This window comes from Enterobacter sp. BNK-29, assembly GCF_048684785.1.
Classification (GTDB): Bacteria; Pseudomonadota; Gammaproteobacteria; order Enterobacterales; family Enterobacteriaceae; genus Enterobacter; species Enterobacter cloacae_M.
In genome coordinates this window covers 3105512-3120702 of record NZ_JBLQTU010000001.1, presented here as the reverse complement: position 1 = coordinate 3120702, position 15191 = coordinate 3105512, and the positions used below count along the sequence as shown (strand labels likewise).

The 15191-nt window shown below is 57.5% G+C and carries 13 protein-coding genes; 8 read left to right on the top strand and 5 right to left on the bottom strand.

Annotated features, from left to right (window positions below; genetic code table 11):
- Positions 1–31: 31 nt before the first annotated feature.
- From ACMGGX_RS14870 to ACMGGX_RS14860, 3 genes are read left to right on the top strand one after another with little or no spacing between them, the layout of a single operon-like run.
- Complete coding sequence (locus tag ACMGGX_RS14870) at positions 32–883, top strand: hypothetical protein (protein WP_181594527.1); 852 nt, start codon at positions 32–34, stop codon at positions 881–883.
- A gap of 44 nt (positions 884–927) precedes the next feature.
- Positions 928–1842, top strand: coding sequence for an SPFH domain-containing protein (locus ACMGGX_RS14865; RefSeq protein WP_023310620.1), 915 nt, complete (start codon positions 928–930; stop codon positions 1840–1842).
- A complete protein-coding gene (locus ACMGGX_RS14860) occupies positions 1839–2291 on the top strand; it encodes an NfeD family protein (RefSeq protein WP_023310619.1) in 453 nt (150 codons plus the stop codon). The genes ACMGGX_RS14865 and ACMGGX_RS14860 overlap by 4 nt, the downstream gene beginning before the upstream one ends.
- Here ACMGGX_RS14860 and cueR read toward each other — a convergent pair.
- On the bottom strand, positions 2288–2698 hold the full coding sequence (gene cueR / locus ACMGGX_RS14855; RefSeq protein ID WP_420298540.1) for a Cu(I)-responsive transcriptional regulator: 411 nt from the start codon (positions 2696–2698) through the stop codon (positions 2288–2290). The two genes, ACMGGX_RS14860 and cueR, sit on opposite strands and share 4 nt — an antisense overlap.
- Positions 2699–2806: 108 nt before the next feature.
- On the opposite strand from cueR, the gene copA reads away from it, so the two are divergent.
- The 3 genes from copA (at position 2807) to ybaK (ending at position 6829) form a co-directional block, all read left to right on the top strand.
- Positions 2807–5305 (top strand): copper-exporting P-type ATPase CopA, encoded by a 2499-nt coding sequence (gene copA / locus ACMGGX_RS14850; protein ID WP_420298539.1) that lies wholly within the window; start codon positions 2807–2809, stop codon positions 5303–5305.
- Between the two features lie 50 nt (positions 5306–5355).
- A complete protein-coding gene (locus ACMGGX_RS14845) occupies positions 5356–6150 on the top strand; it encodes a TraB/GumN family protein (RefSeq protein WP_420298538.1) in 795 nt (264 codons plus the stop codon).
- A gap of 199 nt (positions 6151–6349) precedes the next feature.
- Positions 6350–6829 (top strand): Cys-tRNA(Pro)/Cys-tRNA(Cys) deacylase YbaK, encoded by a 480-nt coding sequence (gene ybaK, locus ACMGGX_RS14840; protein WP_059311188.1) that lies wholly within the window; start codon positions 6350–6352, stop codon positions 6827–6829.
- A 122-nt stretch (positions 6830–6951) separates the two neighbouring features.
- Here the strand turns inward: ybaK and ushA are convergent, their stop codons facing one another.
- Positions 6952–8604 (bottom strand): bifunctional UDP-sugar hydrolase/5'-nucleotidase UshA, encoded by a 1653-nt coding sequence (ushA, locus tag ACMGGX_RS14835; RefSeq protein WP_420298537.1) that lies wholly within the window; start codon positions 8602–8604, stop codon positions 6952–6954.
- A 169-nt stretch (positions 8605–8773) separates the two neighbouring features.
- Between ushA and ACMGGX_RS14830 the strand changes: the two genes are divergently transcribed.
- Complete coding sequence (locus ACMGGX_RS14830; protein ID WP_348560691.1) at positions 8774–9982, top strand: MFS transporter; 1209 nt, start codon at positions 8774–8776, stop codon at positions 9980–9982.
- A 229-nt stretch (positions 9983–10211) separates the two neighbouring features.
- Positions 10212–11888, top strand: a complete 1677-nt coding sequence (ybaL, locus tag ACMGGX_RS14825; protein WP_181594522.1) for a YbaL family putative K(+) efflux transporter — start codon at positions 10212–10214, stop codon at positions 11886–11888.
- A gap of 93 nt (positions 11889–11981) precedes the next feature.
- Here the strand turns inward: ybaL and ACMGGX_RS14820 are convergent, their stop codons facing one another.
- The 3 genes from ACMGGX_RS14820 to adk all read right to left on the bottom strand — a co-directional run bounded on the left by ACMGGX_RS14820 (position 11982) and on the right by adk (position 15080).
- Positions 11982–13286, bottom strand: coding sequence for an inosine/guanosine kinase (locus tag ACMGGX_RS14820; protein WP_029741032.1), 1305 nt, complete (start codon positions 13284–13286; stop codon positions 11982–11984).
- 62 nt (positions 13287–13348) lie between these two features.
- Complete coding sequence (hemH, locus tag ACMGGX_RS14815) at positions 13349–14311, bottom strand: ferrochelatase (RefSeq protein ID WP_420298536.1); 963 nt, start codon at positions 14309–14311, stop codon at positions 13349–13351.
- Positions 14312–14435: 124 nt separating this feature from the next.
- Positions 14436–15080: an adenylate kinase gene (gene adk, locus ACMGGX_RS14810; RefSeq protein WP_006809841.1), complete on the bottom strand. Its 645-nt coding sequence runs from the start codon at positions 15078–15080 to the stop codon at positions 14436–14438.
- Positions 15081–15191 lie beyond the last annotated feature (111 nt).

Below are 15191 nucleotides of genomic sequence, written 5' to 3'. Positions count from 1 at the left end.
GTCTCCACCATCACTACAGGAAGTAAGCAGCATGGCACATATCTTTTATGAGTTTCCTTCCCTGAAGCCTGGTGTTCCTGATGTCGAAACATTAATGGAAGTCATCAAATCTTCGGAACTCACGCGTTTTGTCATTGGTGCAGAGGTGGTGGATTTTGTAAAGAAGGCGCTCATCGTGAACACCACGATTGGCAGTTTCAAAAACTGCTATTTCGCCTTCGACAACGGGACACACTTCCTGGAATTTGACGGCAAGGGAAAATCAAAACGTTTCAATGAAGTACCCGACTGGTTCGTCTCTCCGGCTGAATTTTCTCGTACCCAGTGGCTTATCAACCACGATCTTGCCGATGTAAAGGCCACCCAATTCATTGACGTGCTGATGTCCTACCCGCTGAGAGAGCGCCGTGCGCACTGTAATTTGTTATTCGGGCTGGAGCTGGAAAAGGTGAATGCGGTTCCGGCCGCAGCGTCAGCCGCAGGGAAAATCGGCAATAAGAACGGCAAAACGACCAAACCGCGCGTGACCGATCTGGGATCGTTTGAATTGTTCAGCCAGTTCTTTGCGCGCATGAAAACCGCCGTGCTGGCCGATGAGTTTCCCACCCTGCAGGTCCTGACGGGCATGGATAACCTGACTAAAGCGCCGCATAATTTAAAGCAGGGTATCAGGACGTGGTTCAAGGCCATCGCGGGCGATCTTCCACCGAATAACAAACGCGTAGAAGCGGGGAATGCCGTTCTGTTCTGCGCCCCTATCCGCGAACAGATCCAGCGTATCGAAGCGCTGGGGCTGGAGAAGTACTACCAGGGATTATCCAAAGCCATTGTCGAAGCGGGTGATGGATTCATCTCTGACTTTACCTATACTTACGAGCAATAAATACACACTTTCACTCGTCACAGCATGCAAAACAGGAGGTTTTTATGCTTATCGTTGTTCCTGTCCTTATTTTCGTTGCGCTGGTTATCGTGGGCGCAGGCGTCAAAATTGTCCCTCAGGGCTATCAGTGGACCGTCGAGCGTTTCGGTCGCTACACCAATACCCTCCAGCCAGGCTTAAGCCTGATTGTTCCGTTCATGGACAGAATCGGTCGCAAGATCAACATGATGGAACAGGTACTGGACATTCCTTCTCAGGAGATCATCTCCAAGGATAACGCCAACGTTACCATCGACGCCGTCTGTTTTATTCAGGTGATTGATGCGCCGAAAGCGGCCTATGAGGTCAGCAACCTGGAGCTGGCGATCGTCAACCTGACGATGACCAACATCCGTACCGTGCTCGGCTCGATGGAGCTGGACGAGATGCTTTCCCAGCGCGACAGCATCAATACCCGCCTGCTGCATATTGTCGATGAGGCAACCAACCCGTGGGGGATCAAGGTCACCCGTATCGAGATCCGCGACGTGCGCCCGCCGGCGGAGCTGATCGCCTCCATGAACGCCCAGATGAAGGCCGAGCGAACCAAGCGCGCCTACATTCTGGAAGCAGAAGGGGTGCGTCAGGCGGAGATCCTCAAAGCGGAAGGGGAAAAACAGTCGCAGATCCTGAAAGCGGAAGGCGACCGTCAGTCCGCGTTTTTACAGGCGGAAGCGCGTGAACGCTCGGCAGAAGCGGAAGCCCGCGCCACCCAGATGGTGTCCGAGGCGATTGCCGCCGGTGATATCCAGGCCGTGAACTACTTTGTCGCGCAAAAATATACCGACGCGCTGAAACAGATCGGCTCGGCGAACAATAGCAAAGTGGTGATGATGCCGCTGGAGGCCAGCAGCCTGATGGGCTCTATCGCCGGTATTGCCGAACTGATTAAAGACAGCGGAAACGAGCGTAAAAAATGATTGAGCTGATCGCTGCACATCCTCATGCCTTCTGGCTAAGCCTCGGCGGCTTATTGCTGGCGGCGGAGATGCTGGGCGGCAACGGCTACCTGCTCTGGAGCGGTGTCGCCGCCGTCATTACTGGCCTTCTGGTCTGGATCCTTCCGCTGGACTGGGCGTGGCAGGGCGCGCTATTTGCCGTGCTGACGCTGGTGGCCGCGTGGCTGTGGTGGCGCTGGCTAAACCGGCGGGTTAACGAGCAGAAGCCGCTGGACGCGCACCTTAACCAGCGCGGGCAGCAGATTGTCGGCAAGCGTTTTACGCTCGACACCGCGCTGGTGAACGGGCGCGGGCACATGCGCGTGGGCGACAGCTCGTGGCCGGTGGTCGCCGACGACGACCTCAGCGCCGGCACGCGGGTTGAGGTCATTGCGGTGGAAGGCATTACCCTGCGGGTGAAAGCCTGCTAAGCAGAAGCCTTACGATGACAGCAGCCGGCAAGATTATCGATAATCGGGCAGTCGGCGCTGTCATCCCCCGGACAGGATTCCGCGAGCTGTAGCAGCTGTTCGCGCATCGCCTGCAGCTCGAGAATATGGCGTTCGATCTCGGCCACTTTTTCCAGCGTGCGTTTTTTCACGTCGGCGCTGTGACGCTTCGGATCGTTGAACAGGTTAACCAGCTCGCCGCACTCTTCCAGGTTAAAACCGACCTGTCTTGCCTGGCGCAGCAGCGTCAGCTCATCAATATGCAGTTTCATATAGCTGCGATAGCCGTTTTCGCTGCGCAGCGGTGGCGTTACCAGCCCCTTCTCTTCATAAAAGCGGATTGCCTTGCTGGTTAAGCCAGTTTTTTTTGCCACGTCACTGATATTCACATTTCCCCCTTGACCTTCCCCTTGATGGAAGGTTTAACCTTTATAACAGTCAGTGAAAAGCACTGTATCGGTCAACAACTGACCAGATCATTATACGGGAGTTTTACTATGTCTCACACTATCGACCTGACGCTGGTCGGCCTCTCCTGCGGCCACTGCGTCAAACGCGTTAAAGAAAGCCTGGAACAGCGCCCTGACGTTGAAAGCGCTGACGTGACTATCGATCATGCAGCCGTCACCGGCAGCGCCAGCGCGGATGCGCTGATTGATACCATCAAGCAGGCCGGTTACGGGGCGGAGTTAAGCCACCCAAAGGCTAAACCGCTGGCAGAGTCATCATCCCCGTCGGAAGCGCTGACAGCGGCCACTCCTGAGCTTCCGGCAGCTGATGATATTGACGACAGCCAACAGCTGCTGATCAACGGCATGAGCTGCGCCAGCTGCGTCTCCCGGGTACAAAACGCCTTGCAGGCCATACCGGGCGTCGCGCAGGCACGGGTAAACCTCGCGGAGCGCACTGCGCTGGTGATGGGCAGCGCCTCCGCCGCAGATTTAGTGCAGGCCGTTGAAAAAGCGGGCTACGGCGCGGAGGCCATCGAAGATGATGCCGAACGCCGCGAGCGCCAGCAGGAAACGGCTATCGCCACCATGAAGCGCTTCCGCTGGCAGGCGATTGTCGCCCTGCTGGTGGGTATTCCGGTGATGGTGTGGGGCATGATGGGTGACAACATGATGGTCACCGCTGACAACCGCACGCTGTGGCTGGTGATTGGTCTGATTACCCTTGCGGTGATGGTGTTTGCAGGCGGGCATTTCTATACCAGCGCCTGGAAGAGCCTGAAAAACCGCACCGCGACGATGGATACGCTGGTGGCGCTCGGTACCGGCGCGGCGTGGCTCTATTCGATGAGCGTGAACGTCTGGCCCCAGTGGTTCCCGATGGAGGCTCGCCATCTCTACTATGAAGCGAGTGCGATGATTATCGGCCTGATTAACCTGGGCCATATGCTGGAAGCCCGCGCCCGTCAGCGCTCCTCGAAAGCGCTGGAAAGATTGCTCGATTTAACCCCGCCGACGGCCCGCGTGGTCACGGACGAGGGAGAGAAAAGCGTCCCGCTGGCGGAAGTTCAGCCCGGCATGACGCTGCGCCTGACGACGGGCGATCGCGTTCCCGTTGACGGCAAGATAACCCAGGGCGAAGCCTGGCTGGATGAAGCGATGCTGACCGGCGAGCCCATTCCCCAGCAGAAATCAGACGGCGACGCCGTTCATGCGGGTACGGTGGTGCAGGACGGCAGCGTGCTGTTTACCGCCAGCGCCGTCGGCAGCCACACGACGCTGTCGCGTATTATCCGCATGGTGCGTCAGGCCCAGAGCAGCAAGCCGGAAATTGGCCAGCTTGCCGACAGAATCTCGGCCATTTTTGTGCCGGTGGTGGTCGGCATTGCCCTGCTGAGCGCGGCTATCTGGTATTTCTTCGGCCCGGCACCGCAGATTGTTTACACCCTGGTGATTGCCACCACGGTGCTGATCATCGCCTGTCCTTGCGCCCTTGGCCTGGCAACCCCGATGTCGATTATCTCCGGCGTAGGCCGCGCGGCCGAATTTGGCGTACTGGTGCGGGATGCCGACGCGCTGCAGCGGGCCAGCACCCTGGACACGCTGGTGTTTGATAAAACCGGCACGCTGACCGAAGGCAAACCGCAGGTGGTAGCCGTCACTACCGCAGGCATTGCGCAAGAGGAGGCGCTGCGCCTCGCCGCCGCGCTGGAGCAAGGATCCAGCCATCCCCTGGCGCGCGCCATTCTCGATAAAGCCAATGCTTCTGCCCTGCCGCAGGTCAGCAATTTCCGCACCCTGCGCGGGCTCGGCGTCAGCGGTGAAGCAGAAGGCCACGCGCTGCTGCTGGGCAACCAGGCATTGCTTAATGAAAACGGTATTGATACCGCCGCGCTGGAAAGCGAGCTGAAGGCGCAGGCGTCTCAGGGCGCTACGCCGGTTCTGCTTGCGGTGGATGGCAAAGCCGCCGCGCTGCTGGCCGTGCGCGATCCGCTTCGCCAGGACAGCGTGGACGCCCTGCAGCGCCTGCACCGCGCGGGCTACCGTCTGGTGATGCTGACCGGGGATAACCCGACCACTGCCAACGCCATCGCGAAAGAAGCCGGAATTGATGAGGTCATTGCAGGCGTGCTGCCGGACGGTAAAGCGGACGCCATCAAGAAGCTGCAAAGTCAGGGCCGTCAGGTGGCGATGGTCGGCGACGGCATCAACGATGCCCCGGCGCTGGCCCAGGCGGACGTGGGGATTGCCATGGGCGGCGGGAGCGATGTCGCCATCGAAACCGCTGCGATTACGTTGATGCGCCACAGCCTGATGGGCGTTGCCGACGCGCTGGCCATTTCAAAAGCCACGCTGCGCAACATGAAGCAGAACCTGCTGGGAGCGTTCGTCTATAACACCCTCGGTATCCCAATCGCGGCCGGGATTTTATGGCCGCTGACCGGCACGCTGCTTAACCCGGTGGTCGCGGGCGCGGCGATGGCACTCTCCTCCATAACCGTGGTGAGCAACGCCAACCGTCTGCTGCGCTTTAAACCGAAGGATTGAACCTTGTACCCGTACGCGCTAGCATGAACCTTTCCATTCATGGAGCGCGTATGGGTCTGTTTAATCGTATAAAAGCATCGTTTCGCGCCCTCTTTCCTCGCCGTTATGCCTGGCCCGGTCTGGATATCTCTCTCCCCGGCGGGCAGCACCTGCATCTGGTCGGCAGTATTCATATGGGTACGCAGGATATGTCTCCCCTGCCACCCGGGCTGATTAAACTGCTGAAACACGCCGACGCGCTGGTCGTTGAGGCGGACATTTCGGGTCAGGAGTCGCCGTTTGCCGGGCTGGAAAGCGATCTCAGCCTGGCGGAACGTCTGGATGGTACCCGGCTTGCCGAACTTACGCGCGTTGCGGATGAAACCGGCGTGTCGCTCTCCATGATTGACACCCTGCCGCTCTGGCAAATTGCGATGGTGCTACAGGCCACGCAGGCGCAGCGTCTGGGACTGCGCGGTGACTACGGCATTGATTACCAGCTGCTGAACGCGGCAAGGGCACGCAGCCTGCCCGTCATCGAGCTGGAAGGGACGGACAGCCAGATTGCGCTTCTGCGGCAGCTTCCCGACGACGGCCTGATGCTGCTGGATGATACGTTGACCCACTGGCACACCAACGCGCGCCTGCTGCAGACCATGATTGGCTGGTGGCTGGACGCGCCGCCTGAGGACGGTAAGCTGGCGTTACCGTCGACCTTCAGCGAATCTCTGTATGATGTGCTGATGAACGCGCGCAACAAAGCCTGGCGGCAGACGCTGCACGCTTTGCCCGCGGGGCATTACGTGGTGGCGGTTGGGGCGTTACATTTGTACGGAGAAGGGAATTTGCCGTCACTGTTGAAATAAAAAAATGGCCAATATTTCTATTGGCCCGTCAAAGAGGAATTTCATCGTTTTTATTATGCCGAAGGAGACCTTCGGTTGAGCCGATTGTCGCTCAAAGTGACCATCACTGCCAATACTATTGCGCAAGATGGTGCTATTTTTTAGACAAACGTCAGGCGTATGCTGTGGGCATGATTTGTCTGTCGTAAGAAGGATAGCTATGACTCCCGCCGTTAAATTACTCGAAAAAAACAACATTTCTTTCCGGATCCACACTTACGATCACGATCCGAATGAAACTAACTTTGGTGATGAAGTGGTGCGCAAGCTGGGGCTGAATGCTGACCAGGTTTATAAAACGCTGCTGGTGGCGGTGAATGGCGATATGAAACACCTCGCCGTCGCGGTTACTCCGGTGGCGGGGCAGCTGGATCTGAAGAAAGTCGCCAAAGCCCTGGGGGCGAAGAAGGTGGATATGGCGGATCCGATGGTGGCGCAGCGCACCACGGGCTATCTGGTGGGCGGGATCAGTCCGCTCGGGCAGAAAAAACGCCTGCCGACGCTGATTGATGCCCCTTCACAGGAGTTTGAAACCATCTTTATATCCGGCGGCAAACGCGGGCTGGATATTGAGCTGGCGGCGGGCGACCTGGCGAAAATGCTGGACGCGAAGTTTGCGGATATTGCGCGCCGGGAGTAAAAGAAAAAGCCGGGTGGCGGCTACGAGGTAAAAGCAAAACGGTAACAGGCGTTACCGTTTTTTGTGTTCGCGCCCTCTCCCTGTGGGAGAGGGTTGGGATGAGGGCATCAGGCCGCACACCACTACTGCCAGCTCACCTCACCGTTCGGCTCATACGCATTCACGTCAATCGGCGAATTCTGCTCGATAAACTGCTTCAGCACTTCCGCATCGATAAAGCCGGTATTCACGTATCCAGGTTTGTTATCGATATGCGGATAGCCGTCGCCGCCGGAGGCATTAAAGCTTAACGTCGCCAGACGGTAAGTCTTAGCCGGATCAACCGGTTCGCCTTTGATCTTCAGGTCGTTAAGCTTGCCGTCTTTCGCCACAAAGCTGACGTTGGCAAACTGCGGATAGGCCCCGGAATCCGGCTTCATCTGCGCCACGGCGGTCAGGTAGTCGATCACCTCTTTCCCGCTCATGTCCGCATAGACCACCACGTTGCCGAACGGCTGCACCTTCAGGACATCTTTATAGGTGATGTTTCCGCCTTCGATAGAGTCACGAATACCGCCGCCGCTCATCACGCCGAAGTCAGCGCCGGTGCGCGCCATTTGCGCCGCCAGCACCAGGTGGCCCATGTTGGTCTGCACGAAGCGAACTTTACTGCGGTCCCCCTCCAGACGACCGTTCAGCGTGCCGATTTTCACGTCCAGCTGCGCCTTGCCTTTGCTCTGGAACGGCGTCAGGAGGGAGAGCATCTGCTGGTTTTCAGCGATCTCTGGCGTGTAGAGTACGCGCTCACTTTTCCCGTCCGGGTAGGTGACTTTCTTCTTCAGGTTGACCGGGATGAGCTGATAGTGCACCAGCTTCATCTCGCCGTTACGGAACTCGAAATCCGCCCGGCCGACGTATTTTCCCCACTCGTGCGCCTGAACAATCCAGATCCCGTTCTGACGGTCCGGCGCGCACGGCGTGCCCGGCACGTAGTCCACCTGCTTTTTGTTCTCCGAGGCCATGCACACCGGATCCTGTGAGTGACCGCCCACAATCATTGCCAGCGAGCCCGCAGGCAGGCTGCGCGCCATTTCCACGTCGCCGGGCGCGTTAGAGCCGTGCTCGCCGTTGTCGTAGTGCCCCATGTGCGTGGTGGCGATAATCACGTCCGGCTTCTCGTTTTGCTGCAGCTCCTGAATTACCAGCTTCGCTTCGTCTGCCGGTTTACGGAATTCGATATCGGTAAAGAACTCGGGGTTACCAATTTTCGCCGTATCGTCGGTGGTTAAGCCGATGACCGCAATCTTCAGGTCCTGACGCTTAAACAGCGCCCACGGCTTAAACAGGCGTTCGCCGGTGCTTTTCTGGTAAATATTGGCGGAGAGGAAGGGGAATTTGGCCCATTTTTCCTGCTGACGCAGCACGGTCAGCGGATTATCGAATTCGTGGTTACCCACGGCCATCGCGTCGTAGCCAATCAGGTTCATGCCGCGAAAATCAGGTTCCGCGTCCTGTAAATCGGATTCCGGCACGCCGGTATTGATATCACCACCCGACAGCAGCAGCACGCTGCCCCCCTGGGCCGCCACCTCTTTGCGAATGCCGTCCACCAGCGTTTTTTGTGCCGACAGTCCATATTCGCCGTATTCGCTGCGCCAGAAATGACCGTGGTGATCGTTGGTATGCAGGATGGTGATTTTATAGGTTTTGTCTTTTTCATACGCCTGCGCGGGCAGGCTTACCAGGCCCCATGCGGCGATGAGCGCCAGCGCGACGCCCCGCTTCATTAACTTCATCTTCTCTCTCCCTGACCAATAGACAAAGGCAAAAATTACAGTGACTAACAAGAATAGACAAATAAGTTTTCAGAATTGCGACTTTCTTCAAATGTCCCGGGCGGGTATGTTAGTCGGATAATAATTACACCCTGCATATCTAATAACGAAAAACGTGGTACTTCTCTCTATGGCAATCAGTGAATCAACCCAGCCCGTTCCGGGCGCGCCGGCGTCGCGCACCTCCTTTAAAGTCTTAGGCGCAATCAGTCTCTCGCACCTGCTCAACGACATGATCCAGTCGTTGATTCTGGCCATTTATCCGCTGCTGCAGTCCGAGTTCTCACTCACCTTCGTGCAGATCGGGATGATCACCCTGACCTTCCAGCTGGCTTCCTCACTGCTGCAGCCGGTGGTGGGCTACTGGACGGATAAATATCCGATGCCGTGGTCGCTGCCGATTGGCATGTGCTTCACCCTAAGCGGGCTGGTGCTGCTGGCCATGGCGGGGAGCTTTGAAGCCGTGCTGATTGCCGCCGCGCTGGTGGGTACCGGCTCGTCCGTTTTCCATCCGGAGTCTTCCCGCGTGGCGCGCATGGCCTCCGGGGGACGTCACGGTCTGGCGCAGTCTCTCTTCCAGGTGGGCGGTAACTTTGGTAGCTCTCTCGGCCCGCTGCTGGCCGCGGTGATTATTGCCCCTTACGGCAAAGGCAACGTGGCCTGGTTTGTGCTGGCCGCAATGCTGGCGATTATCGTGCTGGCGCAGATCAGTCGCTGGTATGCCGCTCAGCATCGCGTGAATAAAGGTAAACCTAAAGCGAAGGTTATCAATCCCCTGCCGCGCAACAAGGTTATCCTGGCGGTTTCCGTGCTGCTGGTACTGATTTTCTCGAAATACTTCTATATGGCGAGCATCAGCAGCTATTACACCTTTTATCTGATGCAAAAATTCGGATTATCGGTACAGAATGCGCAGATCCACCTGTTTGCCTTCCTGTTCGCCGTCGCGGCCGGTACGGTTATTGGCGGGCCTGTGGGGGATAAGATTGGGCGTAAATATGTCATTTGGGGCTCTATCCTCGGCGTGGCGCCGTTTACCCTTATTTTGCCGTACGCCAGCCTTGAATGGACGGGGATTTTAACCGTGATCATTGGTTTTATCCTCGCATCCGCCTTTTCCGCCATTCTGGTCTATGCCCAGGAGCTGCTGCCTGGCCGTATCGGTATGGTTTCCGGGCTCTTTTTCGGTTTCGCCTTCGGCATGGGCGGGCTTGGCGCGGCGGTGTTAGGGATGGTGGCGGATCACACAAGCATCTTCCTGGTTTATAAAATCTGCGCTTTCCTGCCGCTTCTTGGGATGTTGACCATATTCCTGCCTGATAACCGTCATAAAGCCTAAATTACGGGTAGCCAAAGTTTAACTTTGGCTACCTGATACCCTGATGCCATAAGGGTTTCTTCTTCTTCCCCTCGCTGAATTTATCAAAACGCGCTTTTTTACGTGCATATTGCTGTTTTATTCAAACTTCAACAATAATTCATAAACATAAGGGTAAAAATTGTCATAAACTATTACTCGGTTTTTTGGTTTTCGCCAAAAAGGAACACCTACAACGAAAGGAGACGGAATGCACCACGCCACACCGCTTATCACCACCATTGTTGGTGGACTTGTGCTCGCTTTTATCCTCGGCATGATTGCCAATAAGCTGCGTATTTCTCCTCTTGTCGGCTATCTGTTAGCGGGTGTACTGGCGGGACCCTTTACGCCAGGCTTCGTGGCGGATACCAAGCTGGCCCCTGAGCTGGCGGAATTGGGCGTGATTCTGCTGATGTTTGGCGTCGGCCTGCACTTCTCCCTGAAGGATCTGATGGCGGTAAAGTCGATCGCCATACCGGGAGCGATCGCCCAGATTGGGGTGGCGACGCTGCTGGGAATGGCGCTTTCGGCGGTACTGGGCTGGTCGTTAATGACCGGTATCGTATTTGGGCTGTGTCTCTCAACCGCCAGCACGGTGGTGCTGCTGCGCGCGCTTGAAGAGAGACAGCTGATAGACAGCCAGCGCGGGCAAATCGCGATAGGCTGGCTGATTGTGGAAGACCTGGTCATGGTCCTGACGCTGGTGCTGCTGCCAGCCGTCGCCGGGATGATGGAAAAAGACAACGTCGGCCTGGCCTCGCTGGCGCTGGATATGAGTATCACCATCGGTAAGGTGGTGGCGTTTATCGCCATCATGATGCTGGTGGGGCGCCGTCTGGTGCCGTGGATCATGTCCCGCAGCGCGGCAACCGGCTCCCGCGAGCTGTTCACCCTCTCCGTGCTGGCGCTGGCGCTGGGTATCGCTTTTGGTGCCGTAGAGCTGTTTGATGTCTCCTTTGCCCTGGGCGCGTTCTTCGCCGGGATGGTGCTGAACGAGTCCGAGCTGAGCCACCGCGCGGCGCACGACACTCTGCCGCTGCGCGATGCCTTCGCCGTGCTGTTCTTCGTCTCCGTCGGGATGCTGTTTGACCCGATGGTCCTGATTCATCAACCCCTGGCCGTGCTGGGCACGCTGGCAATCATCATCTTTGGTAAGTCGCTTGCCGCCTTCTTCCTGGTACGGATGTTCGGCCACTCTCCGCGCACGGCGTTGACCATCGCCGCCAGCCTGGCGCAGATCGGTGAGTTCGCCTTTATTCTGGCCGGCCTGGGCATGGCCCTGAACCTGCTGCCGCAGGCGGGACAAAACCTGGTGCTGGCGGGGGCGATTCTGTCGATTATGCTGAACCCGGTGCTGTTTGCCCTGCTGGAAAAATACCTCGATAAAACCGAAACGCTGGAAGAACAGACGCTCGAAGAGGCCATCGAAGAAGAGAAGCAGATCCCGGTGGATATTTGCAATCACGCCCTGCTGGTCGGCTTTGGCCGCGTGGGCAGCCTGCTCGGTGAGAAGCTTATGGCGCAAGGGATCCCGCTGGTGGTGATTGAGACCTCCCGCACCCGCGTCGACGAGCTGCGCGAGCGCGGCATTCGTGCAGTACTAGGCAATGCGGCAAACGAAGAGATCATGAATCTGGCGCACCTGGACTGCGCGCGCTGGCTGCTGCTGACCATACCTAACGGCTATGAAGCAGGCGAGATCGTGGCTTCCGCGCGCGAGAAGTGCCCAACGATTGAGATTATCGCCCGGGCGCATTATGATGACGAGGTGGAGTATATTACCGAGCGCGGTGCGAATAAGGTGGTGATGGGCGAGCGCGAGATTGCGAATACGATGCTGATGCTGCTGGAGAAACCGCCGGTTGAAGAGGCTGTGACGGGTTAATTTTGGTGCGGCCTGATGCCCTCACCCTGACCCTCTCCCACAGGGAGAGGGAACGAACACTAAAAACGGCAACCCCAGGTTGCCGTTTTGCTTTTATCTGTCCCAGTAGGCCTCTTCGAGGCTGTCTTCTCTTTCAGGCAGACCGCGCGTTAAGCGCGGAGAATGCTGATTCAGTACCTGATAGCTCACGCGGTTGGCATATTTACACACCTGCGCCAGCGAGGAATAGGTCAGCCAGCTGAACTTGTGCTTGCTGGAGTTCGGCACGTTGGTTTTATGGTAGGCGTTCGCGGTGATGTCGTGCAGCAGTGCGGCCAGCGCGCCGTCGCCCGCACCGTTGGTGTTCATGATCTTCTCCGGTCCGCCCATATATGGCGCGATATGAGAGTATATACGCAGCGGATTCACGCAATCTTTGTAGCGCATGCCGCGGCTGAACTCGTACTGGTTGAACTCGGCAATCGCACCGGGCAGCAGCGGGTGCTGGGTTTTGCGCTTGCTCTCTTCTTCCGTGAAGCCCGCCATGTACAGCCCAACCGGGCCGGCGGTGCAAAGCACCAGATCTACCCAGTCCAGCGCTTTGTCAGACGCCAGCAGCGGATCGCTTTCGCCGGTCAGCGCTTCGGCCTCTTCTTCGTTCATCGCCAGAATCGAGACGTGCTCTTTCAGGAACGCCTGCCACCACTCCGGGTTATCGGCGATAACGAATTTCGTGCCCAGCGTCAGAACGACAGGCACGTTGTATTTCTTCGCGTACTCGATCGCTTTCATGGTCGCTTCCGGCATCGGCTCGCCCGGCTTACAGCGCACCAGGTAGGAGGTCAGCACCAGCGCCGAGGCGCCCGCAATCACCTCTTCCGGAATACTCTCGGCGCGCAGCTTGTTCATATGACCCGGGCTGATGGCAAAAGTGCGCTCGCCGGAATCGCTAATCAGCGTAAAGCAGCGGCCAATAGGCCCGTCGACGCCCTGAAGGTAGTTCAGATCGGTACGGCTGGAGGTGTTGCAGAGATAGCGGTAGGCATAGCCACCGATTTCAATATTGCTGCACATCACGCCGAGCAGCACCGAGCGGTCGTCGGCCAGCACGGAGTAGTTATGCATGGTATTGCCGATGGTGCCACCGGCGAACTGATGGGTAATCAGGTTTTCGCGCACCAGCTCCTGGTACAGCGCTTCGGCAACGTCGTCCTCAATCACCAGCGAGTGACCGGCGCTCAGACCGTAACGGGCGACAAACGCATCATCCACTTTCGCTTCAATGTCCACCAGCGTCTGATCGATACCGACGACCCATGCCGCGCTGGTTTCGTTTTCAGGCTGGATTTGCTGCAGGAGCGGATCGCGGGCATCGACGGGGAAGTAGTGTTTGGATTTGCGTTTACCGGGAAATTTCATGGTCTGAACTGTACGAAGAATATGGGCCGGGAATGGTAGCACAAACCCGGCCCGGAGTGCGATCAGCGGCTGTTCGTTACCAGCGAGACCATCATGTCGATATGCTCAGGCGAGTCGTTAAGCGCCGGAATGTACTCGTACTTTTCGCCGCCAGCCTCAAGGAAAAATTCCCGGTTTTGCACCGCGATCTCCTCCAGCGTTTCCAGACAGTCGGCCGAGAAGCCCGGCGACATCACCTGAATGTGCTTCACGCCCTTCTCACCCAGCATTTTGAGGGTTTCATCGGTGTACGGCGTCAGCCACGGCTCGCGGCCGAAGCGCGACTGGAAGGTCATCATCACCTTCTCCGGCGGCAGGCCAAGGGCGGAGACCAGCTCGCGCGTGGTATCGCGGCAGCGCTGCGGATAATCATCCCCTTCATTGGCGAAACGCTGTGGGATACCGTGATAGGAAAGGAGCAGCAGATCCGGCTCGCCGTGCTTTTCAAACGACGCGCGCGCGCTGTTGGCAAGCGCCTTGATGTAGAGATCGTTATCCGCGTAGTCGCGAATAAAGGTCACGCCCGGAATGCGGCGGCGGATCGCCAGAATGCGGGCCAGCTCGTCCCAGACGGCGGCCACCGTCGAGCAGGAGTACTGCGGGTAGAGCGCCAGCACGACGATATGGTCCACGCCCTGCGCCAGCAGTGATTCCACCGCGCTTTGCAGGGACGGTTTTCCGTAGCTCATGCCGAGCGCGACGGGCATATCAGGCAGGCGGGCGGCCAGCGCTTTTTCCTGACGACGGCTGTAAACCATCAGCGGCGAGCCCTCTTCCATCCAGACGGACTGATAGAGTTTGGCGACGCGCGGAGAACGAATCGGCAGAATGACGCCACGCAGCAGCGGCCACCACAGCAGTCTCGGGAAATCCACGACGCGCGTGTCGCTTAAAAATTGTCGCAGGTAGCGTTTTACCGCGTCTGATGTAGGTGCTTCTGGAGTGCCCAGATTGGCAAGCAGGATGCCGGTTTTCGCCTGACTCATTCACGCCTCTTAACCATTTGATAGGTTGTCAATTGTAGCGGAAATGCGTTTAAACGAAACCCATTGCTGTAATAGGTAAGATGAGAATATTTCTCACCCGGGAGCCCGGGTGAGAGGCGCGCGATTAGCCGAGGATTTTTTCCAGCTCTGCACGTACGTCAGCCACGGCTTTGGTGCCGTCAACTTTGGCGTATTTGGTGTTACCCGCCTGCGCTTCTTTGGTGTAGTAGCCGATCAGCGGCGCGGTCATCTGATGGTATTCCACCAGGCGTTTACGCACGGTCTCTTCCTGATCGTCTTTACGGGTGGTCAGCTCTTCGCCGGTCACGTCGTCTTTGCCTTCAACCTTAGGTGGGTTGAATTTGATGTGGTAAACGCGGCCAGAAGCAGCGTGTACGCGACGGCCAACGATACGGTCAACGATCAGCTCGTCCGGCACGTCGAACTCCAGAACGTAGTCCACGTTGATGCCCGCTTCTTTCATGGCGTCAGCCTGAGGAATGGTGCGTGGGAAGCCGTCCAGCAGGAAACCGTTACGGCAGTCTTCCTGAGCAATGCGCTCTTTGACCAGAGCAATAACCAGCTCGTCGGTCACCAGCTTGCCTGCGTCCATGATGTCTTTCGCTTGTTTACCCAGCTCGGAGCCAGATTTTACAGCGGCGCGCAGCATGTCACCGGTGGAGATTTGCGGAATACCGTATTTCTCCATGATGAACTGAGCCTGAGTTCCTTTACCCGCGCCCGGAGCGCCAAGCAGAATAATACGCATTGCGAAAATCCCCTCAAAAGTCGTTTCAATTTTTCAAAAGCGCTAAACAATACCACCAGAACGGGCATCGCTCAAGGAAGGCGGGAAGGCTGAAACGGTTAACGAGGGGAG